Here is a 24,535-nt window from a genome sequence, read left to right on the forward strand (position 1 = left end):
CAGTATGCCCGATTCGATGCCGGTGCGCAGCCTCGGCCTCGGCATCCGTCAGCTCGGGGTTCTCCGACCGGGTGGAGGGCCTCGTGTCGGGCTGCGGCGGGTGTCCAGGGCGAACACGTACCGTCCGAGTGTAGATCACCCAGGCCCCACCTCGCGTCGGACTCGGAGGCTTGTACGGGTTCGGTACGATCACGGATTCGGTACATGAGAACAACCACATAGTCACACAGAGTCACACTACGGGCGTTTTCGGTGTCCGTTGTGGAGCGCGCGGATTCGGAGTGGCGAACGCCCCGCGCGGTTCCCTCGGGTCCGCGCGGGGCAGATCACACTTCTCAGGCGCCGGCCACGCGCGCCTCCACGGCGCGCAGGGCCTCGTCCACCTTGCTCGGGTCGCTGCCGCCGCCCTGGGCGATGTCGGGCTTGCCGCCCCCTCCGCCGCCAAGCGCGCGGGCGGCCACGCCCACCAGCTCACCGGCCTTGGTCCCGGCCTTCTGCGCGGCCTTGTTCGCGGCGATCACCACGACCGGGCGGTCCTTGGGCACCGCGGTCATCGCGACGACCACGGGCTCGTCCTCGCCCAGGCGACCGCGTACGTCCAGCACCAGCTTGCGCAGGTCGTCGCCGCTCGCACCCTCGGGTGCCTCGGTGGCCACCACCAGCGTCGAACCGTGCCGGCGCGCACCCGCCGCGATCTCGCCCGCGGCCTGAAGCACCTGGGCCGCGCGCAGCTTCTCGATCTCCTTCTCCGCGGTACGCAGCCGCGAGACCATGGAGTCGATCCGCTCGGGCAGCTCCTCGCGCGGTGTCTTGAGCTGTTCGGAGAGCTGACCGACCAGCGCCGACTCCTTGGACAGGCGCTTGAAGGCGTCCACGCCCACCGCGGCCTCGACGCGACGCACGCCCGAACCGATGGAGGACTCCCCCAGCAGCTTGACGATGCCCAGCTTCGCGGTGGAGCCCACGTGGGTGCCGCCGCACAGCTCGACGGAGTAGTCGCTCATCTCCACGACGCGGACCCGGTCGCCGTACTTCTCACCGAACATGGCCAGGGCGCCCATCTTCAGCGCCTCGTCCAGGTTCTTCTCCGCGGTCTGGACCGCGATGTCCCCGGCCAGGACGGTGTTGACCTCCTCCTCGACCTCGGCCAGGCGAGCACCGCCCAGCGCGTTGTCGGCGGTGAAGTCGAACCGCAACCGACCCGGGCTGTTCTCCGAACCCGCCTGGCCCGCGGTGGGGCCGAGCGTGTTGCGCAGCGCCGAGTGGATGAGGTGGGTGGCGGAGTGCGAACGCTCGATGGCGTTCCTGCGGCCGGTGTCGATGGCCGCGTGCACGGTGTCGTCCAGGACGACCTCGCCCGAGCGCACGGTGCCGCGGTGCACGAAGAGGCCGGGCAGGGGCTTCTGCACGTCCTCGACGTCCACGACGCCGCGCCCGTCCACGGTCAGGGTGCCCTTGTCGGCGAGCTGGCCACCGCTCTCGGCGTAGAAGGGGGTGCGGTCCAGGACGATCTCGACCTTGTCGCCCGCCTTCGCGGCGGGTACGCCCTCGCCGTCCACGACGAGGCCCTTGACGTGGGACTCGCTGTCGGAGTCGGTGTAGCCGAGGAAGTCGGTGTCGCCCGCCTCCTCGTGCATCCGCCCATAGAGGGAGATGTCGGCGTTGCCGAGCTTCTTGGCCTTGGCGTCGGCCTTGGCGGTGTCCCTCTGATGCTTCATGAGTTCGCGGAAGGCGTCCTCGTCCACGCTCAGACCCTGCTCGGAGGCCATCTCCAGGGTGAGGTCGATGGGGAAACCGTAGGTGTCGTGGAGCTGGAAGGCGTCGGAGCCGGAGAAGACGCTGCCACCCGCGGCGCGGGTGCGCTCGGCGGCCCGGCCGAACAGCGTGGTGCCCGCGCGCAGGGTTTCGGCGAAGTTCTTCTCCTCGGCGTCGATCACACCGTGGATCACCTCGGCCTTGTCGAGCAGGTCGGGATAGATGTCCTTCATCGCGTCGATGCTGACCCCGGTCAGCTCGTTCAGGAAGAAGGAGTCGGTGCCCGAGAGCAGACGCAGGTTGCGGATCGAGCGGCGCAGGATGCGGCGCAGCACGTAGCCGGCCTTCTCGTTGCCGGGCTTGACGCCGTCACCGACGAGCATGACGGCGCTGCGCACGTGGTCGGCGACCACGCGCAGCATCACGTCGGTCTCGTCGTCCGCGCCGTAGGTGGTGCCGGTGAGCTCCGCGGCGCGGTGCAACACCCGGCCCATGATGTCGGTCTCGTAGATGTTGTCGACACCCTGAAGGACCGAGGCCAAGCGCTCCAAGCCCATGCCGGTGTCGATGTTCTTCCTGGGCAGGTCGCCGAGGATCGGGTAGTCCTTGCCGCTGCCCTCACCCCGCTCGTACTGCATGAAGACGAGGTTCCAGATCTCGATGTAGCGGTTCTCGTCCGCCGCGGGGCCGCCCTCGACGCCGTACTCGGGGCCGCGGTCGTAGAAGATCTCGGAGCAGGGACCGCAGGGACCGGGCACGCCCATGTCCCAGTAGTTCTCGTCCATGCCCAGGCGCTGGATGCGCTCGGGGCGCACCCCCACCTCGTCGCGCCAGATCTGCGCGGCCTCGTCGTCGTCGAGGTAGACGGTGACCCACAGCTTCTCCGGGTCGATCCCGAAGCCGCCCTGGTCGACGGGGCCGGTGATGAGCTCCCACGCCAGTGGGATCGCCTTCTCCTTGAAGTAGTCCCCGAAGGAGAAGTTGCCCAGCATCTGGAAGAAGGTGGCGTGCCGGGAGGTCTTGCCGACCTCCTCGATGTCGATGGTGCGGATGCACTTCTGGACGCTGGTCGCGGTCTCCCATGGGGCCGTGCGCTGACCCAGGAAGTAGGGCTTGAAGGGGACCATGCCTGCGGGCACCAGCAGCAGAGTGGGGTCCTCGGCGATCAGGCTTGCCGAGGGCACCACGGAGTGTCCGTTCTTCTCGAAGAAACCGAGGAAGCGGCGCGCGATCTCTGCCGTCTCCATTGTGATGCCCTCCTGTGTTCGGCTCCACCGCTGCGGAGGCGGCGGGGTTGTCCCTGAGTGGGACCGTGGTCACGCATGGTCGATAGGGGCCCATCGTAGAGGGGAATCCCGCACCGGCGCGCATGGTTTGTCGTGGCCGCCGAGGGACCCGTCATCCGGGACGACGGTGGCGGTCCGGTCGTTCCACCAGGCTATCGCCGCCGGACCGCCGAACGCCCGTGGGGCCCGCCGAAGCGGGCCCCACGGGGGCGATCTTCGCTACCGATCAGAGGCCGTAGTAGGCACGCACCCGCGGCGTGAACATCAGGCCCGTCATCACGGTGTGGAGGATCAGCGGAACCCACCATGAGGAATCCCCCATGACGATGAAGAACAGTGAGAACAGGGCGGCTGCGACAACGAACCCGACGACGCTCCGGAAGACGCCCTTCCTTCGACGTCTCATGAGCGCGGCGAGCGTGATCGAGAAGGCGCCGTATCCCAGTGGGAGGAAGACCAGCACGACGTTCGGTGCATCGACGATGAGGTGCAGGACGCCGATGAACAGGCCTGCAAAGACACCGCAGGAACCGAGGACGAACATCAGGACACGGGCCGCGACCCCTTGGCCCGGGAGGGCGGTCACACCCTGGAACGCCCTCGTGGGAGGACGGGGCGGACGACCGATCGGCGCGGGGTTTCGGCGCACCGGCCCGCGCGGCGGTTCCGGGTACTCGGACGGAGATGGGGGATGCACAGGGCCCCTCTCGGTGTGATGTGTTCACGACGCCTCGGGGATCCTACTGAGAGGATCGACGGGGCCGACCCGTGAGTCGACCCCGAACGAAGGCGTACCGGCTCAGTAGGCGCCGGGGTGACCGGGCGCCGCGGGGTACCCGGGGCCGGCCGGCTTGTTCTCGTAGTAGGCGCGCGTGTTGGGCACGACCATCAGGACGATCATGCCGATGGTGAAGATCAGCGGGATGATCGAGGCGAACCCTCCCATGACCACGGCCAGGACCAGCAGCAACGCGGCCAGGCCTTGGAAGACCACGACCGACCACATGACGCCGGCGCTGCGTCGGCCCATGAGGGAGGCCAGCACGATGGACAGCACCCCGTAGATGAACGGGATCGCGCCCATGATGCCGAAGTACGCCCCGGCCTGACCGCCGGAGAGCGGCAGCCCGGCGTCCCCCATCCCGTCGAGGAAGTCCCGGCTGAACTGCCCCTCGCCGGTGGCCATCACCGCGAGGAGCCAAAAGAGCACGCCGAACAGCACCCCGCACACACCACCGATGAACTTCAGGACCCGCACGGCGATGGCCGTCCCCGGCATCCCCGTGGGTACCGGAGGGCCCGGCTGGTAGGCGTACGCCCCGGCGGCGTAGGGGTCGTGGGGCGGTTGTGGCGGATACATGCGAACCTCCGTCTGTTCTTCGACTACATCGAGAACCCTATAGAGGCACACTTACCCAGTGTGAGACCGACCAGATGACAATTCCGGGCATCTTGCAACGGTTTCCGCAAGAACCGGTCACCATCGGTCACCGTTCGACGGAGTCGGTTGGTGACCCGGATCCCCGGGGGTCGAGTCACAGACTCCACTCCCCTGTCAACGACTCCAGCAACCGTTCCTGACGCTCTTCGAGCACCTCAGGAGTCCATTCGGAGTGAGTGAGAACCTGGCTGGTGAGCGCGAAGGTCACCACACCGCTCTTCCCCAAGAAGTACTTCGCCTTCTTCTTGGGGAAGTCGAAGTTCTGGGCTTCGGAGTTCTTTCTCCTGTTGAGCAGGACGAGATTGCCGATGCGATGGGTCCAGTACTCACGCGCCGCCTCGTCGAAGGTGGAGACCCACTCCTCGCCTGGTGTCTGCGGAAGAACGTGCTCGACCGTGATGGTCTCGTAGTCGTAGACGACGCCGGGCTCGTCCGCGAGGATCTCGTCGAGACGCAGTAGGACGTAACGGCGGACCTTAGTGGACAGGTATAGCTCACCATCGAGTTCGGCCCTGGTCGCCCGCTTCTCCTCTTCGGTGAGATCGAAGGAAAGCGCGTCCAGGCCTTTACCGGAGTTGAGCTCGCGCACGAGTTCGACGTAACGCTGGATCCGGGGCGTGCGATAGACCCGGCGGATGAACATGCTCGCGGCCAGGCGTTCCAGTCGGCGGAAGTATCGGTCGAGCCATTCGGGGTCATGGCCGTGGTGGCGCACCGCCCAGAGCGCGGCCGGGCGCCAGTCGCTGTTGTCGAGCTGTTCCAGTCGCTTGAACCAGGCGTTGACCTTGTCCTGCCCTGTCGGAGAGGAGTAGAGCTGGTCACGGATCTGGACATAGGCCTCGGTGTAGGGGATCAGGACGTCGTCGATGAACTCCATCGCCCCCTTGGCGTCAGGGAAGTCAACGAGGACCTGTTCGGGGAACTCCAGCAACAGTTCCCGCCGTGCGCGCTCACCCGAGAAGATCAGCCGCAGATGCAAGAAGATGTCGGCGAAGTCGTCACGCCCCAGGGTCTCCTCGGCGTCTTCCCACTTGGCCGCGTACACGCTGCTCAGCTTGGGATCCAGGTCACCGATGATCCGTGCCTTGAAGATGTCGGCCGGAGACAGGTCCAGTCCACGGGCGTTCATGACGCTGAAGATCCGGTGTGCGCTGTTCAGGTCAGGGGTGCTGACCACGACGAGGTAGGTCCGTTCACCGAGCATCCCGGCGAGTTCCAACCGACTTTCTTCGGACCACTCCCGCAGCTTGTCTCGCAGGGCCTTCGCGTTGTCCCGGACCGCCTTTTGGGCGCTGGTCTTCAAGGCCGAGGGAGGAAGGTCAAGGAGGCTGGACACGGAGCCGGTCGTCTGCACGTGCTTCCGGAAGAATTCCGTGTCCTTGGGGCGTAGCGCCAGCCGGGGTTTGGGGTCCAGCTTGAGCATCTTGCTGCCCGGCTCCGCCACCATCCCCTCCAGCTCGGTCCGCAGCTTCGCGTCCCCGGCCTGGTCCCGCAGGATCGCGAAGAGGATCGTGAGGGTCGTCAGTCGCTGCTGACCATCGATGACCTCGGCACGGGCCGACTCCTTGCCTTTGACCAACACGACCGACCCGAGAAAGTAGGGTTCTTCCCCGTCGCGCTCCAACGCGTCCGTCAGGTCATCGAGAAGCTGGAGCGCGTCCTCGACCTCCCAGGCATAGGGGCGTTGGTAGTCGGGGATGCGAAAGTCGTAGTCACTGGAGAAGACCTTGTGCAGGGGGACCTCGTGGGCTTCGAGTTGTTGCATGCACTCGATGGTGCCCGAGTCCGGTGACTTTTTCGTCGCGAAGGTGGGTTCTTCGCGCCCGCGCGAGAACGCAGCCGGGGGCCACGTCGAGAAGCGCCCCCGGCGGGCGTCGGTACCGAATGAAAAGGATGGTTCGCATCGTTGAGGATGGTGCGATCAATCGTCCCGGCGGGCCGATGATTCTTTCGGAGTGATCGTAGGACCGCTCACGGCACCTCGGCTCGGGGAGTAGTGGCGGAGCAGTTCGGCCTCCTCCTCGCGAACGGCCTCGGCCAGGTCGTCGTTGAGTTCGCGCAGGGCGCCCTTGTACTGGCCGACCCTGTTCTCCACCCGGTCGGCGATCCCGCCGGGCGTCAGCGCGTTCCGGGCCCGGTTGACGCGGTGGACCACGTAGCCGCCCACCACCGCCCCGGCGGCGACGTAGAACAGTCGGCCGATCACCGGCGCTCCTTCCGGCGACGTCCCCGCATCACGGCCAGGGCCTTGCGGCGTCCCAGGACCTGACGGATGGCGTAGGAGAACGACGCGACCCTCACCAACGGTCCGGTGAACACCGAACGGGTCAGGGCCGTCATGGTGGAGACATCCTCGGAGGAGGCCTGCACGTTGGCGGTGATCTCCTCCACGCGCTCCAGCGAAGTGTGGGTACGCTCCATGGTGGAAGCCACGTCGTCCAGTAGTGGCGGGGTACGTTCACCGAGTTCGGAGACGACCTTGGTGGTCTCGTTGATGAGCTTGATCAGTTTGACGAGCGCCACGCACATGAACGTGGCCAGCACCGCCCAGACCACCGCGGCGACGAGCGCGGCGACCTCTCCTCCGGTCAGCATTGAGGCTCCGTAGGCAGATAGCAGGGTTGCTTCGAGGGTGTGCGAACGCGCCCTAGGGGCGAACACGGGGCACACGGGGGTGGGGAAGCCGGCGACTGCGCCGGGTCGGGCTCCCGGTCCGGGAACGTCGCGGGGCCCTGAACGGGCCGGGGACGAGCCGGTTTCGGCCGACCCTATCGTGTCCACCCGCTGTCCGCGCGGGCACGCCACGGTGTGCCGGGAACCGGATGGGGGTGAGGTGATCGTCTGCCTCGCCCACCGCCCTGGCCGATGCGGGACGCGGGGATCGACGAGGTCACGGTCTTCCGCGAGAATCACTCCAGAGCGGGATCTTCACTACGATGTCCGGACACCACGCCGCCCGCCTGCCAATGGAAGCACCGACAGGACACCCATGAGCCCTCGTTCTCCCCGAGAGATCTCCGTACTGGTACCACCGGACCTCGCTCCCCTGTATCCGGACGACCCGTCGCGGATCGGTCCCTACCTCGTCCTGGGGCGGTTGGGGCAGGGGTCCACCGGCACCGTCTACGCCGCGGTGGACACCTCCTCCTCCAGCGCGGACGACCGCCTGGTCGCGGTGAAGGTGCTCAAGGCCCCCGAGCTCGACACCCCCGACGCCTATACGAAACTGGCCCGCCGGTTGCGGAACCTGTCGGCGGCCGACCCCGAGCGGGTCGTGGTGCCGATGACCTTCGACGCCGACGCCAACCCGCCGTGGCTGGCCATGCCCTACCTGGCGGGGGAACGACTCTCCCACTTCGTGACCAAGAGGGGCGGCCTGGGCTTCGGCAAGCTCATCGCGTTGGCCACCGGGCTGGCCGAAGGGCTGGCGTCCCTGCACGCCCGAGGGGAGCCCCACGGCTCCCTGCGCCCCAGCGAGATCCTCCTGGAGTCGCGCGGGCCGCACATCATGGAGTGCGCCATCGCCGCCGACTCCGAGCGACTGCTCGGTTCCGGGGCGACCTGGTTGGGTCCCGAACGCTACCGAGGCGGCCCGCCCACGACCGCCGCGGACGTATTCGGCTGGGGTGCGGTGGTGGCCTTCGCCGGAACCGGGCGTCTGCCCTTCGGCCCGGGCGAACCGGAGGAGATCGCCCAGCGGGTGGCCTCGGGCACCTTCGACCTGGAGGGTCTGTCCAAGGGGCTGCGGCCCGTGGTGAGCCGTGCCCTGGACCCCAACCCGGACCACCGGCCCAGCCTGCGCGAGGTGATCGGCGCGGTCATCGCGGTCTGGCAGACCGAGACCGCGGAGGAAGACGCGCCCCCGACTCCGGGCGACCGCGAGGAGATCAATCGGCTCCTGGAGCGGGAGTGGCACGGGGTGGAACCACCGCCCCGGATCCCCGAGGTGATCCGGTTGGAGGGGCGGATGTCCAACAAGCGTCCGACCCGCACCCTGTTCGTGGTCGGTTCCGCCGTCCTGGCCGCGGTCCTGATCGGCGGGGGGATCTGGGGGATCGGCCAACTGGTCGGCGACAGCGCCCAGGCCGGTCCGGTCGCGGACGGGGCCGAGGAGGACGCTTCCGAGGACGCGAGCGCCGCCGAGGAGGAAGAGGATCCGCTGACCCTGGTGGTGCGCTTCGACTCCGAGGAGCAGGAGGAGCCCGAACCCGGCGAGGAGGAGCGTTCCTGGGTGTACACCCCCGTCACGCGCGAAGGCGAGGTCCCGCGCAACCAGGGTGTACCCAGCCACGAGGCCTGGGCCGAGGAGTGGGAGGAGGACGGCGAGCCCGGTGAAGCGATCATCGACCCCGACGCCGAGGTCCTGTGCGCCAAGTTCTGCGCCGCACCCGACCACGTGTTCCTCGACGAGGAGGGGCGCGGCACCTGGGAGCTGACCGGTAGCGACTTCGAGGGCTACCTGTCCTGGGGACCGGTGCTGATCGTGGAGGTCACCTTCGCCGAGGAGCAGGAGGGCGAGGGCCCCCGTGAGGTCGTACAAGTGACGGAGCTGTTCTCCGACTAGTTCCGACCGCCGCCCCGCAGCACCTCCTTGATCTTGTTCAGGACCTCGGTCAGGCGGCGTTCGGTGCCGTGTTGGGTGGGCCGGTAGTACTCGCGGTCGGTGAGACCGTCCGGGGCGTGCCGTTGCGGGGCCACCCCGCCCGGGTAGTCGTGCGCGTAGCGGTATCCCTTGCCGTGTCCCAGGTCGACCGCGCCCTTGTAGTGGGCGTCGCGCAGGTGCGCGGGGACCGGTCCGGCCTTTCCGGCGCGCACGTCCGACATGGCCTCGTCGATGGCGGTGATGACCGCGTTGGACTTGGGGGCCAGGCTGATGTGGATGACCGCTTGGGCCAGGTTGATCCGGGCCTCGGGCATGCCGATGAGCTCGACCGCCTGGGCCGCGGCGATGGCGGTCTGGAGCGCGGAGGGATCGGCCATGCCGACGTCCTCGCTGGCGTGCACGATCAGCCGGCGGGCGATGAAGCGGGGATCCTCCCCCGCCTCCACCATGCGGGCCAGGTAGTGCAGGGCGGCGTCGGCGTCGGAGCCGCGCATGCTCTTGATGAACGCGCTGATGACGTCGTAGTGCTGGTCGCCGGAACGGTCGTAGCGGACCGCGTGACGGTCGACGGCGCGTTCGACGTGGGCGCCGGTGATCTCCACCGGCTCCTTGGCGGGTGGGCCGGAGACGAGGGCGGCCGCCTCCAGGTAGGTCAGGGACCGCCGTCCGTCTCCCCCGGCCAGCCGGATGAGGTGGTCGGCGCCCTCCTCGGTGAGGGTGTAGCGCCCGTCCAGACCGCGTTCCTCGCTCAGGGCACGGTCCACCAACGTCCTGACGTCGGTGTCGTCGAGCGACTCCAAGGACAGCAGCAGGGAACGCGACAGCAGCGGGCTGACCACGGAGAAGAACGGGTTCTCGGTGGTGGCGCCGATGAAACTGACCCAACGGTTCTCCACCGCGGGCAGCAGGGCGTCCTGCTGGGTCTTGTTGAACCGGTGGACCTCGTCCACGAAGAGCAGGGTGCGGGTGCCGTTCATACCCATGCGGCGTTTGGCCTCGTCCACGACCGCTCGCACGTCCTTGACCCCGGCGTTGACCGCGGACAATTCCACGAACCGGCGCTTGGTGACCCGGCTGACCACGGAGGCCAGGGTGGTCTTCCCGGTCCCGGGCGGCCCCCACAGGAACACGGACATGGGAGCGTCGTCCTCGACCAGGCGACGCAGCGGGCTGCCCTCGCCCAGGAGGTGGCTCTGACCCACCACCTCGTCGAGGGTGCGCGGCCGCATGCGCACGGCCAGCGGCTCCTGTCCCTTGGCCGCTTCGGCCCCGGCAGCGTCGAACAGTGTTTCGGACATCAGTTCAGAGTAGGCCAGACCGGTGACGGCCCGGGCTCAGTTGGAGGGGACCGACAGGTTCTCCGGGCTCCCACCCTGCTCGGGCGGGGCCGGGGTACGCGGCGGCATCCGGGTGATGAGCAGGGCGATGTCGTCGCCCCGCCCGGCGGGTGCCATCTCGGCCAGGACCTGGGCCGCCGCCTTGGGGTTCTCCGCGTATTCGGCGAGCGCCTCCCCCACCAGGGCCAAACCCTCGCTCATCGGCATCTCCGAGCTCTCCACGAGCCCGTCCGAGCACAGCAACAAGGTGGTGCCGGGTGCGAGCACACGCGTGGTGACGGTGTACTCGGTGTCGGGCATGACGCCCATGGGCGGACCGGTCTCCGGGGACCACAGCTCGTAGGTGCCCTTGGCGGCGAGCACCGCGGGCGGCTGCCCGGCCCAGGCCGCCTGCATGACGCCGCTCTCACGGTCCACGACCAGGTACCCGCATGTGGCGAAGACGATCTCACCGGTCTCGGTGAGCAACCGGTTGGTCTCACCCAGGACGACACCGGGGTCGGACTGGTTGGTGGCGTAGGCGCGAAAGGCCACCCGGATCTGCCCCATGGCGGCCGCCGCCTCCACACCGTGGCCCTGCACGTCACCGACCAGGAGCCCCACCTTGTTGTCGGGCAGTTCGATGACGTCGTAGAAGTCGCCGCAGATCCGCCACTCGGCGCGTGAGGGCAGGTACTTGGTGGCGATGTCCATGTCGGGGAAGCTGGCGACCTGGCGGGGCAGCATACGGCGCTGGACGGCGTCGGCCAGTTCGAGTTCGGCCTGTTGGGCCTTTATGCGCTGCAACGCCTGTCCGGCGAGGCCGGCGAAGGTGAGCATGAGCGCGCGTTCGTCGCGGCTGGCGTGGTGGGGGCGGTCCCATATCATCTGCCACACCCCCAGAGCGATCTTGCCGTCACCGAAGATCGGCACGGTGGCCCACGCCTGGCCCCGGACGGTGCGCATCATCTCGGCGGCGGCCGGGAAGCGGCTGACGATCTCGGCGCGGCTCTCGAAGAAACGGGGTTGACGGTCCTGGATGACCGCGCCCATCGGGTAGTCGGTGTCGTCTGCGCGACGCCCGTCGATGTGGGAGATGCCCCCGCGTTCCACCGCGCTGGGCGAGGCCCGGAGCATGCCCTCCTCGACGTAGAGGGCGACCGCGTTGAACCCGCCGAAGATCGGCAGGAACTCCTCGCTGAGCAGGTCCATGACCTTGTCCACGGTGGTGGCCGAGACCAGTTTGGAGGACAGCTCGGTGACCAGGCGGCCGTGTTCGGCCTCGGTACGTCGACGGTCGGCCAGGCGGCGGACCAGCTGGACGTGCTCGGTGACGTCGTCGACGATCCCGACGAGGCGGTCGGGTGTGCCCGGGACGAAGCGGGCGCGCACGTGGAGCGAGCGCTCGTCCCCGAGACGATCGAAGACCCGGAAGCGCTGCTCGTAGTCGCGACCGTGGAAGGACGCGGACATGGCGTCGCGGACCCGGGCGGTGTCGTCCGGGTGGATGCGCGTCAGAATGTTCTCCAGCTCGCAGTCGTTACCGGCCAGGAGCGCGCCCAGCGGGGTGGGCCCGAACAGTTCGCGGATGCGTCCGCTGCTCAGGTCCAGACTCCACAGGACCGAGTCGGAGTTGTCGGTGCGCAGGTCACCGACGACCCTCAGGTCCGCTTCCTCGGTGGAGAGGGTGTGGATCAGGAGCACCGCGGTGTCGTGGTCGGTCTCGGGTCGGACCGGGCGCACCTCGACCTCCGCCATCCGGGAGGCCTTATCGGTGACGGCCAGGCGCAGGCGGACACGGCGGACGTCGCCGTTCACGGCGTCCCTGTGCAGGCGAGCACCCCGGGCGACCTCCCCGCCTTCCAAGAGGTCGAACCAGGCCGTGCCGGAGAGATCGGCGACGGTACGGCCGAACAGTTCGGTGAACGCGAGATTCGCGTGCCGGATCGCACCATCCTCCGCGGTGAGGGCCATGGGCTCGGGCGCATGGCGGAAGGCTCCCGCGAGTGCCGCCTCGGAGCCATCGCCTGAAGCACGTTTTCCGTTCACGTATGACTCATCCTCATGTCGTCTCGGACGCCACACCCGCGCTCAGACGCGGTCACCCCTGGAACGTTCCGATTCGGCTCATTGTAGTGTCCGAAAGCGGACCCGGCCCGGGCAGGGACCGGAACGGGCACGAAGGCTCCCGTTCGCTTTCGGGCGCGTCACCTCGCCCAATACGCCGATGCACTCCCCGCCGACACGGATGATCCACGGTCGGCCCCACCTAGGGATATCCCTCCCGGACGACCCCCAGGCGCGAATCGTTACGCTCGCGTGACTTGGTGGCGCACAAATGCACTCCGCACCCTCCGCGCCTCCAAAGGAGGTCGGCCCCACCGGTGCACCGTCTTCACTCCAGGACGCGTGCCGTTCTCGGTATGGGAGGGTGATTCGCCCCCAACGGTAGGGGATGACGGCCCCGATCGCATCCACGTACGTGCCACATCCGCATTCCGGGCGTGCATTTTGGTCACTTAATCACCATTTTCAGGTATATGACTGAATGTGGAAAGTTCAAAGAGGAGACTTTACGGGCACCGATTCTGCAGCGGAGAACTCGCCGAACTTCCCCGAGGACACACTTCATGGACCCTGTCACCGGCCGCCCCGCTCCGAGGACCCGCCTATCCACCGTCCGGAACTGGACCTGTCCCCTCTGCACCCACAGCAACCCCGACGACGAGGACATCTGCTGTCAGCAGTGCGGCGCCGGCAAACGCTGACGCGCCTCGCCCCGCCCGCCCCGTCCCCGTACATGAGGACGGGGCGGTGCGCTGAGGTCGATCCCCGCACACCGCCCCGTGAAGAGCCCTGAGTCGCTCTACTCGACCTTCGCGGCCTTCTTCTCGGCCTTCTCCGCCTCCGGGTCCACGTCCACCCCGGCCTCGGCCCGTTCGGTGTAGGCGTAACCGTCAGCGCGTTGAAGCAACCGAACATGCCGGTGGTGCACGCCTTGAACCACCGTTCGACCGCTACGGATGTTGAACTTTCCACTGGCCCTGACCGCGACCCTGCCCACGTGAGTGCCCACCTTCTTGCCACGGGGGACGACGGCCCTGACGAAGTCCCCCGTAGCGAAGCCGAAGAAGCGCTTCTGCCTGGGCATGAGCAGCCGAGGAAACCCATACCGGTCGCTCCTGGTTCGGGCATGGCTACCTCGACCCGTGCACTCCGCGATCAGGACGGTGGACACGACCTCCCTGACCCCACTCGGCTCACCAAGGGCCAACGCATCCAGTGTGTGCGATTTGGGAAGTCCCCACCTGTGTCGATTCCACTTCGTGCGGCCACCTGAAGACACACTGGTAGGAAAACCATCCCGCAGCCTCCGCAACAGAGCCCACCTTGTGGACTGGACCACCGCCGCGTCCCGAAGCGGCGCCCTCACCTGGGACAGAACCTTGGCAAGAGTCCGTGGTCTTCCCTGAAGGAATTCCTGAAGAGAGCGTGAGTCCTTATCCTGATTGCAGGGTCCACATGCGATGACCAGGTTCGACAACCGATCCGAGCCGCCTCTGCCACGGGGATGGATGTGGTCGATGTTCAACGGAACACCCGTCACGCCACAGTGAGGTGATCTCAGCGATTTTGCTTCTCGATATTTGTCAGAGCCAACGCCGCTTGCACGATCGAGCCGATCTTGGATGGGCTCATCGTGGTGTGGCGCAGCACTCTCCATCGGCCGGTAAGCACGGCCATCGCGCGCTCGCCGATGCACCGCAGACCGCGTAGGAGCCGGTTGTGGGCCCGGTCATCGACATGCCATCGGTGCTCGTCGACCTGGGGCGGACGCTTGATCGGGGTGCGCACACCCACTCCGGCGCCCTCGTAGCCAGAATCGGCCAGCGTCACCACCCCGCCGGCCATGGCCTTGTGCAAAAGCGGGAACACGTGCAGGCGGGCGGCGGTGATGTCAGCTGTGGATCCGGGCTCGACCTCAGACACCCACAAAGGTTCTCCGCGAGCGTCGGACAGGAACTGGATGTTGCCGCCGTGGCGGTGTTTGTGGCCGCTGTACCAAAGGTCGCTTTTGCCGGTGGGGCCCGGCTCCGCGCTACGGTCGGAAGGAAATAGTTTTCCGTCCAGGATCAGAGGGTCCTGCGGAACCAGACGGGCGTGTTCGAGCACTTCGTACAGGTCGGGGGCTTGGTCGGCCAGCACGTCGACACCCTCGTCGATGTAGCGGTAGCCGGTGGCCCGGGAGATGTGGTTGTCCCTGGCCAGCGCTTCGATGGCCGTGTCATCGCGAAACCACCGCAAGATCAGGACCGCCTGTTTGTAGCAGGTCAGGGAGCGGGTTCCCGTGCGGGTGCCGCGGCGCCGGCGTTCGGCGTTCAGCAGAGCCGAAAGATGCCAAACGGTGGCCTGGTCCACGTCGAGGGTGGCAGTATAGGGAACCACGTGGAGCCTTTCATGGTGGTCCGGTGCAGATTCGACACCTCGCCTTCTACCTGGGGCTCCACGTCTGTGTCAGGGGAACGGAAGTTCACCCATGAATGCACTTCTCGTCTTGATTGTCCATTTCCTGCCGATTCCCAGTTACTGAGATCACCTCAGTAGGCACAGCTTCGATCCCACTTGGCCAGAAGATACTCGCGCGCCTCGAACCCATACAGCGTTCCGCGCTGGTACTCGACACCTTCCAAGGGCCGCCCCGCGGACAGAGCATGAGTGTCGAACCGCGCCAACTCCATGTGGACCGTCCTCACCGGCACCCATCGAGCTATCCGCTCCACCCAACTCGCCACACTCTCCACCTGATGCCGGAGCGAGGGCGGGAGCCAGCCACGCGCCCGACGCCTGTTGTGGAATCGAGGCCCTCGGTAGCGCAGGTTCCGGCTGCGCCTCGCTCTTCGCAGGCTGGAGCGTCGCTCCATCTTCTGGCGGATCCACCTGCCTCTATGCTCGATCACGAGGGCGAACCGGCTATGCCTCACACCGGAGCGTGCAGCGAATACCGCGATCCCCGTGTGTTTGGATCCAGGATCGACTCCGACCTCACAACCCTCCACTTCGGACTCGGCGAGTTCACGGTCCTTGAGCCGGATGACGAATGGTGTTCGTCGATGCACGACCGCCCGTCCGGCCTTGAGCAACTTTCTGGCCCGGGCCGGACGGCACGGATCCAACGGGCGTCCATGTCTGTCGATCACGAACACGGAAGGGTGCACCTCACGGTGCTTCTCCCCGACCTCGATGAAGTCAGGGGTAACGCCGGCACCGCCAGGTGCGGCGGCTCCGGTCTCACCTCGCACATGTCCCGCAACGGCTGCCGTGGAGTGGCCTCCGAACCCCGTTTCGTCCCTGATCCCGGGGGTGTCTACTGATTCGGATTCCAGAGCAGGCCGCTGGTGAAGCACGGCCTGGTGGGTCTTCCCACCTTTACGGAACGTAGCCAATATCAGTCACCTCTGAACTCGTATCGGCTTGTGCTGGTAACGGCGGCCCCGGCCCCTTGGGACGTGAAGCTTCCACCCATCAGGCGGAGGATCCCGCTACGTAAGGCGTCTCGATGCGCGTTTCCGTCCGGAAGACACGGGTTTCACGGTTGGCCACACTGGAGCCGTCCCACAACAGCAACTCCTCGCGATGGCACACGAGCTCCTCGCCCTCCTCACCGAGCTCGACGTGACTGGAGCTGTACAGTCCCAGTTCGTAGCCCCTGGACAGTTCCTCGATCGTCCACCGGTAGAGCCCGCTGCCAGAGGGGATCTCCCCTTTCAGGTGATGGGTCACCAGGGTGAGGAAGGTAGGGGCTTCCTTCGGTTTCGGTGAGGCCCAGACGGCAGAGAGCAGGTAAGCATCCACGAAGTCACTCCTCTTAGCAGCTCCAGGATCTTACGGTAACATGGATTAATCCACCTAGTTGGAATATCTGATAGATATGATTCAATCCGGCTCACACGATGCGCGGGGAGTTCGATGGCTCAGGTGAACATCCGGCGGCACCGGCTCGGCCGCAAGCTCGCTGAGATCCGCAAACAGGCGGGATTCACACAGGCCCAGGTGGCCGACCACCTGGAGACCCTCCAAGGGTCCTTCGCACGCTACGAACGAGGCGAGCGCATCCCCAAGCGCGCGGTGCTTCACCAGCTCTTCAAGATCTACGAGGCCTCAGATGACGTTCGGCAGGAGGTCATGTCACTCTTCCGTCTCGCGGAACAGCCGAGTTGGTGGCATCCCTACCGCGATCTCCTACAGCCCGAATACGCGGCCCTGTTGGACCTGGAAGTGGACGCCTCGGAGATCCGGACCTATCAGGTGATCGTCCCGGGGCTCTTGCAAACCCCCGAGTACACGCGTCAGATCCTGCTGTACGGCCCGCAGGAGCTCGACGACGAAGAGGTCGAGCGGCGCCTTGAACTGCGCATGGCACGGCGGCAGATCCTCTCCCATGAGGCAAGCCCTCGTCTCCTGGCCCTCATGGACGAGGGCGCACTACGCCGAATCGTGGGAAACGAACAGGTGATGCGGGAACAGGTCCAGCACCTTCTGAACGTCTCAGGCCAAGCACAGACCTCGGTACAGATCGTGCCGTTCTCCGCAGGCGCCCACCCGGCCGCGGTAGGGGGCCTGACCCTGCTCGACTGTGACGATCGTCGAGTGGTCTACGTGGAGACCACCGTGGGTGAGCTGTTCTTGGACAAACCCACCGAGGTCACCACCTCCGCTCGTGCTTTCGAGAGCCTGCTGGGCTTCGCGTTGAGTGTGAAAGAATCCCGTGAGCTGATGGAGAAGTACGTCGAGGAGTACTCGTGAGGATCAAATCGAGCTTCAGCGGGCAGAAGGGGGAGTGCGTGGAGGTGGAGCAGGTCGGCGACGAGTTTCACGTCACGGACAGCAAGCACCCCGAACGTCCCGCCCACGTGTACACCCGTGGGGAGTGGCGTGCGTTCCTCCAGGGTGCACGTAACGGCGAGTTCGACTTCGACGTGTTCGATGTAGAGGGCGTCCAGGCCTGACATCCGGACCGAACGGGGCGGGGCATCCGAATCGGTGCCCCGCCCTCGTCTATCTCACCGCGAGGTAGACGACGAAGTTGTACCAGCGGAACACCTCATCCACCCGAGAGAACCCCGCCTTGAGCAGTGCGTCACGATTCTCCGAGACACGGTACGGAACGAGGACGTTCTCCAGGGCTTCCCGCTTCTTCGCGATCTCGGTCCGGGAGTAGCCGCTGCGCTCCTTGTAGTCGTGGTAGAGGTCGATGTAGACCCGGGAGAGGTCGTTGTCGTCTCCAAGCACCTTCTCCCCCAGCAGCAACGCCCCGCCTGGTTCGATGGACGCACAGATCTTCGCCAGGACCGCGTCGCGCTGAGGCGGTCGAACGAATTGCAGGGTGAAGAGCATGATGACGACTCGTGCACCGGGGAGATCCGGCAGACATTCCACCGAATCCTCAAGGATGTCGACCTCGTGGCCGAGACCCTCCGCTCGAATCTTCTCCCGACACCGTGCCCGCATCGCGGCCGAAGGCTCCACACCCACGAACTTCACCCGGGTCTTCGGAGAGATCGCCTTCATCAGTCGGACCAACGTGTTCCCCGTGGAGGAACCCACGTCGTAGACGGTCCCACCCTCCTCTTCGAGGAAGCTTCGACTGAGTTCGACGGACATCCTCTGGATCTCGTCGTAGAACGGGATGCTGCGGTCCAGCATGTCGTCGAAGACGTCCGCCACACCCTCATCGAAGACGAAGTCGCCCACCTGGGTCCTGTCCACGAAGATCTCGTCACGCATCGAGACTCCTCTCCAAGACCATGACCAGGAAGTAGGGGATGCGGCTCGACTTGTCGAAGATGACGGGATCTCGTTCCGCGATCAGCTCGTCGGGCTCTGGTTCCAGCACTCGACGCACGAGAAACCCCTGGCCGATGAACTCTTCGAAGTACCTGGACATCGTCCTGTGGTGGGTTCGAATCCCTCGGATCCTGACCTCGCCGTGCCGGTCCTCTCGATCCTTCAGGCATTCCCCCTCGACGAAGTAGTCATCGAGGACGTAGTGCCGGTACTCCCACCCTTGTGGGCCGGGAACCTTGTACCAACCGCCGCGATCCTTCATCGGGTGTGGGAGCGACAGCACGAGACGGCCCCCGGGTTTGAGCGCCGAGTGAAGACTCCGAACACTGGCCGACAAGTCGGCGATGTGGTCCAGGACGTTGAGGCAACAAATAGTGTCGTAGCGTCCTTCAGCCTCGGTGAGGGCCTCCAGACCGGCACGATGCACCTCAACGCGCTTCTCCCACCCCTGGACACGGTCACGAAGGATCCGCTCCATCGCCCCATCTGGCTCATAAGCGTCAACGTTCGCTCCCAGGGCCACGAGTCGATCCGTGACCTGCCCGGAGCCCGCACCTACGTCTGCCACCCTTTGCCCCTGGATCGACCCCACGAGTTCGGGAACGAGAGGATCGAGCAGAACCGCGTTGAAGGAATGCACTTCGCGTTCCTCCGCGTACTGAGCCGCGATGCCCTCCCAATCCGCCTTCGTGCTCTCTCCACATACGGAACAGCCGGCGTCGCGCTGACGAAACTCCTCCCAGGTGGTGTCGTACGAACGGGAGTCAATGAGCATCCGGCGTCCTTCCGTCACCGCGGGGAGCCCCAAGAGCCACCGGATCGCCTCATTGGCCTGTACCGATGCCACCAGAGCGTTCAGGGGTCCAAAACTCGGGGCCTGCCAGTGAGGGTTCAGCTCAACGTCGAGTGTTGGCTGCACGGAAACGCTGTCGCCTGTGTTCTCCTCCGTCTCCGGAAGACTCTCGGCCTGCTCTTGGCTGCAAGGGAAACAAGGTGTCCTCGGTGGCAGAAGCAAGGGCCCCACACTGCCGTGCCCCTCGATGTATCCCGAGGCACTGAACGGGATCCCCCGGCTCTGACAGGCGCGACCGGTCCAGAGGTGAACGTCGGCCGGACGGTCGGCGGACAGTAGAACGATGTCCGATCGCGCGGCCACCCGCCCCGCCAGATCGGAAGAAGTGAACGATTCGGGGATCGTGACCACTTCCAGGTCCGAACGGAGTTCGAGCAGTCTTTCCGCCGCGACGTCGACCTTGAGTCGGCCGACGTCCTTCTCCTTGAAGAGCGTTTGCCGGGTGAGGTTGGACAGCTCCACCACGTCACCGTCCGACATCACCAGACGTCCGACCCCGGCGGCGGCCAGATGCGTCGCCACATGGGTGCCGATTCCACCCATACCCACCAGACCCACCGTGACCTCGGAGAGCCGCTCCTGCGCGCCCTCGTCGACCCCCATGAGCTGAAAGAAAAGACCGTGGCGGTCGTACCGGCCACGGTCTTCGGGTGCGGGGACAAGGACACGGGCCTGTTCCAGGTCAGCGATCATCGCTGTGCATTCGGCCCGTGTCCAGCCGGAAAGCTCGGCTGCCGCCTCTACCAGTCCTTCACGTTCCCTTGGCCGAATACAGCCTTGGAGCAACGGAATGAGGAACTCGGGTGGTTCCTCAAGGTGCCACGCGTTCGGTGGAAGGGTCCCTATGCGGAGACCACCATCGGTTCGACGAATCGAGAGGTAGGGCGGCAGCCAAAGCTTCATCTAGCTCCTTTTTTTGTCTCCCTGAGGGATGACCGTTCGGATGTGCACGTCACTCAGCTGCTTCTCAGAGACGGCCGCGGGGGCACCCATCATGAGGTCCTGGGCGTTCTGGTTGAGCGGGAAGGCGATGGTTTCGCGGATGTTGGGCTCATCGGCCAGCAACATGACGATCCGGTCGATGCCAGGAGCGATGCCACCGTGAGGCGGAGCACCGAACTTCAGGGCCTTGAGCATGCCGCCGAACTCGGCTTCGACGGCGTCCTTGTCGTAGCCGGCGATCTCGAAGGCCTCGTACATGATCTCGGGCGAGTGGTTCCGGATCGCGCCGGAAGACAACTCCACACCGTTGCAGACGATGTCGTACTGCCAGGCCAGAATGTCCAGAGGGTCCTTGTTGAGCAACGCGTCCATCCCGCCCTGCGGCATGGAGAACGGGTTGTGGCTGAACTCGATGTCGCCCTCGTCGGAACGCTCGAACATCGGGAAGTCCACGATCCAGCAGAAGCGGTAGACCTTCTCCTCCGCCAGGCCCGCGCGCTTACCGGCCTCGACACGGACCGGGGCCATGATCCGGTTGATCTCGGCCTCGTCCTCACTGGCACAGAAGAACAGGCCATAACCGGGACCGGCGCCGAGGGTGGTCAACAGCTCGTCAGAGATTTCGGTGACGAACTTGGCAATGGGACCGGTGAGTTCGTTGTTCTCCCCGACCTTGAGCCAGGCCAGTCCCTTGGCGCCCTGTTCGACGGCGAAGTCGCCGATGCCGTCGTAGAACTTGCGCGGCTGCCCGCCCACGTTCGGCACGGCCAAGGCGCGGACCTTCTTACCGGCGAAGGCGCGGAAGTCGGTCTTGTCGAACAGCGCGGTGACGTCGAGCATCTTCATCGGTACTCGCAGGTCCGGCTTGTCGGTGCCGTACCACTCCAGGGCGTCCCGGTAGGCGATGCGCGGGTAGGGAGAGGTGATCTCCCAACCGGTGGAGAACTCGCGGAAGACGTCGGTCATGACCTTCTCGATGACCTCGAAGACGTCCTCCTGCTCGACGAAGCTCATCTCGACATCGAGCTGGTAGAACTCACCGGGCGAACGGTCCGCGCGGCTGTCCTCGTCCCGGAAGCAGGGGGCGATCTGGAAGTACCGGTCGAACCCGGCGATCATGAGGAGCTGCTTGAACTGCTGCGGCGCTTGGGGCAGGGCGAAGAACTCGCCGGGGTGCAGGCGCGAGGGGACCAGGAAGTCGCGAGCACCCTCAGGGCTGGAGCTGGTGAGGATCGGGGTCTGGAACTCATTGAAGCCCAGGTCCGTCATCTTCTTACGGATGGCGGCCACGACCTGCGAACGCAGCATGACGTTGCGGTGCATCCGCTCACGACGCAGGTCCAGGAAGCGGTAGGTCAGGCGACGCTCTTCGGAGGTGTTGTCCTCGGGGAAGACCGTGAGGGGAAGCTCCTCGGTCGTTCCAAGGATCTCCACCTCCGCCGCCTCGATCTCGATCTCACCGGTGGGCAGGTTCGGGTTGATGTTCCCGGCGCTACGCGCAGAGACCTCGCCCGTGACCTGAATCACCGATTCCTTGGAGATTCGGCTGAGTTCCTCGAACACCGGGGATTCGGGGCGAGCCATGAGCTGCGTGACGCCGTAGTGGTCGCGCAGGTCGACGAAGAGCAGACCACCGAGATCCCGGCGGTTGTGCACCCAGCCAGAAAGGCGCACCTGCTGCCCGACGTGCTCCTTACGGAGCTGACCACACGAATGAGTCCTGTAACGATGCATGAGTTACCAAGTCCACTAACTACACGGCTGGGTGAGGATGCCGGGGAGCCCGCGGCCGGGTCCGGCTGAAGGCATGGCATGCCCTTGAACAACTGGGATCCTACCGCCAACCACGCCACCTGGCCTCCTGGTTCAAGTGGCACACGGACCCCCGAAGGCCCGGGGGTCCGATCCCGGCCGCTAGTTGGCGACCACGGTGGTGCTGCCCTTGACCTTGCGGACCGGGGTCATCGAGATACGGCGCATGCGGCTCTCCTCGGGCTGTATCGAACACCGCCGGGATCGACGGCACTCGAAACGCTACGCCAGCATGCTGGAATATTCCAAGGCTTGGAAGGAAACCATATCTCTGAAGATAGGAAATTCCACGACGCGTAAGACCGGGTCAGCCAGCGATATCGCGCAGGTAGGGGTTGGTGGCGCGCTCGCGCTCCACGGTGGTGGCCGGGCCGTGCCCGGGCAGGATCCGAGTGGCGTCGGGGCGGTCCAGGACCGCGGAGGCCAGACTGCGGTTCATCGCGTCGGTGCTGCCACCGGGGAAGTCGGTGCGGCCGATGGATCCGGAGAAGACCAGGTCACCGGCGAACATGACCGGGACGCCATCCTCGGCGGTCACCGTGTAGACGACCGAACCCGGGGTGTGGCCGGGGGTGTGCTCGACACCGAACTCCACCCCGGCCAGGGTGAGGGTGTCGCCGCCACTCAACTCACGCAGGTCGGCGGGGACCGGGTAGGGGCCGGGGCCCAGCAGCATTTGCAACTGCGCGGCGAAACCGGCGTCCACTCCGGCGGCGGGTTCGGTGAGCAGGCCGTGGTCCTCGACGTGCAGGTACACCGGGACCCCGTGGGCCTCGGCGAGTTCGGCGGCCGACCACACGTGATCGAAGTGTCCGTGTGTGAGCAGGATCGCCGCCGGGGTCAGGTCGTGTTCGGCCAAGACCTCGGCCACCTGGACCGTGGCTTCCTGCCCGGGGTCGACGATGACGCAATCGCCGCCCGGGGCCGGTGCGAGCACATAGCAGTTCGCGGCAAGGGGCCCGGTGGGAAGAGCGGCGATGAGCACGGCAGCGGTCGTCCTGTCCTGGTTTGTCGTGGTCCGGAAGGGATCGGCCCGGGTGCGGGGCACACGAACCGGTCGGGTACAGAGCCTACCGAGAGGGAGGAGGAGCGGCGAACCGAAAAGCACAGGGCGGAAGGCGTTTGATCACCATTCGATCACCGCGCATGCCCGGGCTCTTTGCGGAACCGCGTGGTAATGCCATATTGGTCACCGTCGTCGTGTGTGTCGGGGCCCTCGACCTGCGCCTCCTTTCCGGGGTGCCGGGCCCGGGCCGACCACAGGAGGACGAAAGCAGACCCGAAAGATCTGCGTAGACGTTGAACACGGCGCGTCGTTGTCCGCCAGAACGTGGGGATATCGTGCAGGGCACGGTGGCCTTCCCCTCACGAAGAGGCCCGGATACCGCCGCGACGACCCGAACCCGGCCCCGCCCGGCCTGGTTCACGACAGCAGGAGGACACGGTGACCACGGACCCTTGGGGCCGCGTAGACGACGACGGCACGGTCTATGTGCGCACAGGTGATGGCGAGCGGGTCGTCGGATCGTGGCAGGCGGGTGCCCCGGAGGAGGCCCTGGCCTTCTACCGGAACAAGTACGACGCCCTCGTGACCCAGGTGGGGCTGCTCGAAAAGCGGCTCCGCAGCACGGACCTGTCCGCCTCAGCCGCGATGAGCAGCATCGACAAGCTCCGCGACGCGGTCAAGGACGCCAACGCCGTCGGTGACCTGGACGCGCTGATGGAGCGTCTGGAGAAGCTGTCCGGCCGCGCCGAGGAGCGCAAGGTCGAGCAGAAGCAGGCTCAGGAGCAGGCTCGCGGCCAGGCCCGCGAGATCAAGGAACGGATCGTCGCCGAGGCCGAACGGGTCGCCGTCGAGACGACCCACTGGAAGTCCGGTGGCGAGCGCATGCTCCAGTTGATCGAGGAGTGGAAGAAGGCCCCTCGGGCCGACCGCCCCACCGAGCAGGCGCTGTGGAAGCGCATGTCGGCGGCGCGCAACTCCTTCTCCAAGCGGCGCAAGACCTACTTCGCCAACCTGGACCAGCAACGCGAGGGGGTGCGCACCGACAAGGAGCGCATCGTGGAGGAGGCCGAGGCACTGTCGGGTTCCACCGAGTGGGGGCCCACCGCCCGCGCCTACCGGGACCTGATGCAGCGTTGGAAGGCCAGTGGCCGCGCGGACAGGTCCAGCGAGGACAAGCTGTGGACGCGGTTCAAGGCCGCCCAGGACACCTTCTTCGACGCGCGCAACGCCACCTTCGCCGAACGTGACGCCGAACTGAGGGTCAACGCCGACGCCAAGGAGAAGATCCTGGCCGAGGCCAAGGCGGAGATCCCGGGTATCACGAACCCGCGCCGTGCCCGCGCCCGCCTGCGTGACTTCCAGGAGGCCTGGGAGGAGGCCGGCGAGCTGCCCCGCGATGTCCGCGACAAGCTGGAGGGTTCCTTCCGGCAGATCGAGGAGGGTGTGCGCCGGGCCGAGGACGCCGAGTGGGATCGCACCAACCCCGAGGCCCGCGCCCGTGCCAAGGACACCGTCGACCAGCTGTCGACGGCGATCCAGGGTCTGGAGACCAAGCTGGAGAAGGCCCGGACCGCGGGTGACGAGCGTCGGATCAAGGAGCACGAGGCCGCCCTGGAGGCGCGCCGTTCCTGGCTGACCGAGGCCGAGAAGGCACTCGACGACATGAGCTGAGGCCC

General features: G+C 66.4%; 21 protein-coding genes and 1 pseudogene. 5 read left to right on the top strand and 17 right to left on the bottom strand.

The features are described 5' to 3' along the window. Window positions 1-335: 335 nt before the first annotated feature. The 6 genes from alaS to BQ8420_RS10990 form a co-directional block, all read right to left on the bottom strand. On the bottom strand, window positions 336-3,002 hold the full coding sequence (gene alaS / locus BQ8420_RS10965) for an alanine--tRNA ligase (RefSeq protein WP_087098006.1): 2,667 nt from the start codon (window positions 3,000-3,002) through the stop codon (window positions 336-338). 265 nt (window positions 3,003-3,267) lie between these two features. Beyond that, a complete protein-coding gene (locus BQ8420_RS10970; protein WP_087098008.1) occupies window positions 3,268-3,627 on the bottom strand; it encodes a hypothetical protein in 360 nt (119 codons plus the stop codon). A gap of 213 nt (window positions 3,628-3,840) precedes the next feature. Further along, a complete protein-coding gene (locus BQ8420_RS10975; RefSeq protein ID WP_087098010.1) occupies window positions 3,841-4,401 on the bottom strand; it encodes a hypothetical protein in 561 nt (186 codons plus the stop codon). A gap of 175 nt (window positions 4,402-4,576) precedes the next feature. Then, window positions 4,577-6,247 (bottom strand): DUF262 domain-containing protein, encoded by a 1,671-nt coding sequence (locus BQ8420_RS10980; protein WP_087098012.1) that lies wholly within the window; start codon window positions 6,245-6,247, stop codon window positions 4,577-4,579. 156 nt (window positions 6,248-6,403) lie between these two features. Continuing rightward, complete coding sequence (locus BQ8420_RS10985) at window positions 6,404-6,688, bottom strand: hypothetical protein (protein WP_087098014.1); 285 nt, start codon at window positions 6,686-6,688, stop codon at window positions 6,404-6,406. Further along, window positions 6,685-7,077 (bottom strand): DUF948 domain-containing protein, encoded by a 393-nt coding sequence (locus BQ8420_RS10990; RefSeq protein ID WP_087098016.1) that lies wholly within the window; start codon window positions 7,075-7,077, stop codon window positions 6,685-6,687. Before BQ8420_RS10990 ends, BQ8420_RS10985 begins: the two co-directional genes overlap by 4 nt. A gap of 394 nt (window positions 7,078-7,471) precedes the next feature. On the opposite strand from BQ8420_RS10990, the gene BQ8420_RS10995 reads away from it, so the two are divergent. Then, window positions 7,472-9,046 (top strand): serine/threonine-protein kinase, encoded by a 1,575-nt coding sequence (locus BQ8420_RS10995; protein ID WP_087098018.1) that lies wholly within the window; start codon window positions 7,472-7,474, stop codon window positions 9,044-9,046. Here BQ8420_RS10995 and BQ8420_RS11000 read toward each other — a convergent pair. Next, on the bottom strand, window positions 9,043-10,383 hold the full coding sequence (locus tag BQ8420_RS11000; protein ID WP_087098020.1) for a replication-associated recombination protein A: 1,341 nt from the start codon (window positions 10,381-10,383) through the stop codon (window positions 9,043-9,045). The two genes, BQ8420_RS10995 and BQ8420_RS11000, sit on opposite strands and share 4 nt — an antisense overlap. Before the next feature lie 36 nt (window positions 10,384-10,419). Continuing rightward, the gene (locus BQ8420_RS11005) at window positions 10,420-12,450 is read right to left on the bottom strand and encodes a SpoIIE family protein phosphatase (protein ID WP_087098022.1); all 2,031 of its coding nucleotides are present in this window, start codon (window positions 12,448-12,450) and stop codon (window positions 10,420-10,422) included. Window positions 12,451-13,031: 581 nt separating this feature from the next. Here BQ8420_RS11005 and BQ8420_RS32295 point away from each other — a divergent pair. Further along, entirely contained in the window at window positions 13,032-13,169 is a 138-nt protein-coding gene (locus BQ8420_RS32295; protein WP_200815889.1) for a hypothetical protein, read from the top strand. A gap of 98 nt (window positions 13,170-13,267) precedes the next feature. Here BQ8420_RS32295 and BQ8420_RS32675 read toward each other — a convergent pair whose 3' ends face one another. The 5 genes and pseudogenes from BQ8420_RS32675 to BQ8420_RS11025 form a co-directional block, all read right to left on the bottom strand. After that, window positions 13,268-13,552 carry a hypothetical protein gene (locus BQ8420_RS32675; protein WP_235006085.1) on the bottom strand — a complete coding sequence of 95 codons (285 nt, stop codon included), beginning with the start codon at window positions 13,550-13,552 and terminating at the stop codon, window positions 13,268-13,270. 336 nt (window positions 13,553-13,888) lie between these two features. Next, window positions 13,889-14,125 (bottom strand): annotated as a pseudogene (locus BQ8420_RS33010) (HNH endonuclease); the annotation flags it as partial. Beyond that, a complete protein-coding gene (locus BQ8420_RS11015; protein WP_235006072.1) occupies window positions 14,026-14,820 on the bottom strand; it encodes a transposase family protein in 795 nt (264 codons plus the stop codon). The pseudogene BQ8420_RS33010 and the gene BQ8420_RS11015, both read right to left, overlap by 100 nt. A gap of 179 nt (window positions 14,821-14,999) precedes the next feature. Next, window positions 15,000-15,806 (bottom strand): RNA-guided endonuclease IscB, encoded by an 807-nt coding sequence (gene iscB / locus BQ8420_RS11020; RefSeq protein WP_369825497.1) that lies wholly within the window; start codon window positions 15,804-15,806, stop codon window positions 15,000-15,002. Between the two features lie 118 nt (window positions 15,807-15,924). Further along, window positions 15,925-16,254 (bottom strand): hypothetical protein, encoded by a 330-nt coding sequence (locus tag BQ8420_RS11025; RefSeq protein ID WP_087098027.1) that lies wholly within the window; start codon window positions 16,252-16,254, stop codon window positions 15,925-15,927. A gap of 114 nt (window positions 16,255-16,368) precedes the next feature. On the opposite strand from BQ8420_RS11025, the gene BQ8420_RS11030 reads away from it, so the two are divergent. Then, window positions 16,369-17,205: a helix-turn-helix transcriptional regulator gene (locus BQ8420_RS11030; RefSeq protein ID WP_087098029.1), complete on the top strand. Its 837-nt coding sequence runs from the start codon at window positions 16,369-16,371 to the stop codon at window positions 17,203-17,205. Next, window positions 17,202-17,408, top strand: a complete 207-nt coding sequence (locus tag BQ8420_RS11035) for a DUF397 domain-containing protein (RefSeq protein WP_087098031.1) — start codon at window positions 17,202-17,204, stop codon at window positions 17,406-17,408. Before BQ8420_RS11030 ends, BQ8420_RS11035 begins: the two co-directional genes overlap by 4 nt. Window positions 17,409-17,457: 49 nt before the next feature. On the opposite strand, the gene cmoA is transcribed toward BQ8420_RS11035, so the two are convergent. The 4 genes from cmoA to BQ8420_RS11055 form a co-directional block, all read right to left on the bottom strand. Continuing rightward, window positions 17,458-18,186 (bottom strand): carboxy-S-adenosyl-L-methionine synthase CmoA, encoded by a 729-nt coding sequence (gene cmoA, locus BQ8420_RS11040; protein WP_087098033.1) that lies wholly within the window; start codon window positions 18,184-18,186, stop codon window positions 17,458-17,460. After that, entirely contained in the window at window positions 18,179-19,792 is a 1,614-nt protein-coding gene (locus BQ8420_RS11045) for a ThiF family adenylyltransferase (protein ID WP_160049295.1), read from the bottom strand. Before BQ8420_RS11045 ends, cmoA begins: the two co-directional genes overlap by 8 nt. Window positions 19,793-20,002: 210 nt before the next feature. Then, complete coding sequence (gene aspS, locus BQ8420_RS11050) at window positions 20,003-21,775, bottom strand: aspartate--tRNA ligase (RefSeq protein WP_087098037.1); 1,773 nt, start codon at window positions 21,773-21,775, stop codon at window positions 20,003-20,005. Window positions 21,776-22,160: 385 nt separating this feature from the next. Beyond that, window positions 22,161-22,838, bottom strand: coding sequence for an MBL fold metallo-hydrolase (locus BQ8420_RS11055; RefSeq protein ID WP_087098039.1), 678 nt, complete (start codon window positions 22,836-22,838; stop codon window positions 22,161-22,163). A 459-nt stretch (window positions 22,839-23,297) separates the two neighbouring features. Between BQ8420_RS11055 and BQ8420_RS11060 the strand changes: the two genes are divergently transcribed. Further along, window positions 23,298-24,530, top strand: a complete 1,233-nt coding sequence (locus BQ8420_RS11060) for a DUF349 domain-containing protein (protein WP_087098041.1) — start codon at window positions 23,298-23,300, stop codon at window positions 24,528-24,530. Window positions 24,531-24,535 lie beyond the last annotated feature (5 nt).

Origin of the sequence: Nocardiopsis sp. JB363 (assembly GCF_900143625.1) — a bacterium.
Lineage (GTDB): Bacteria > Actinomycetota > Actinomycetes > Streptosporangiales > Streptosporangiaceae > Nocardiopsis.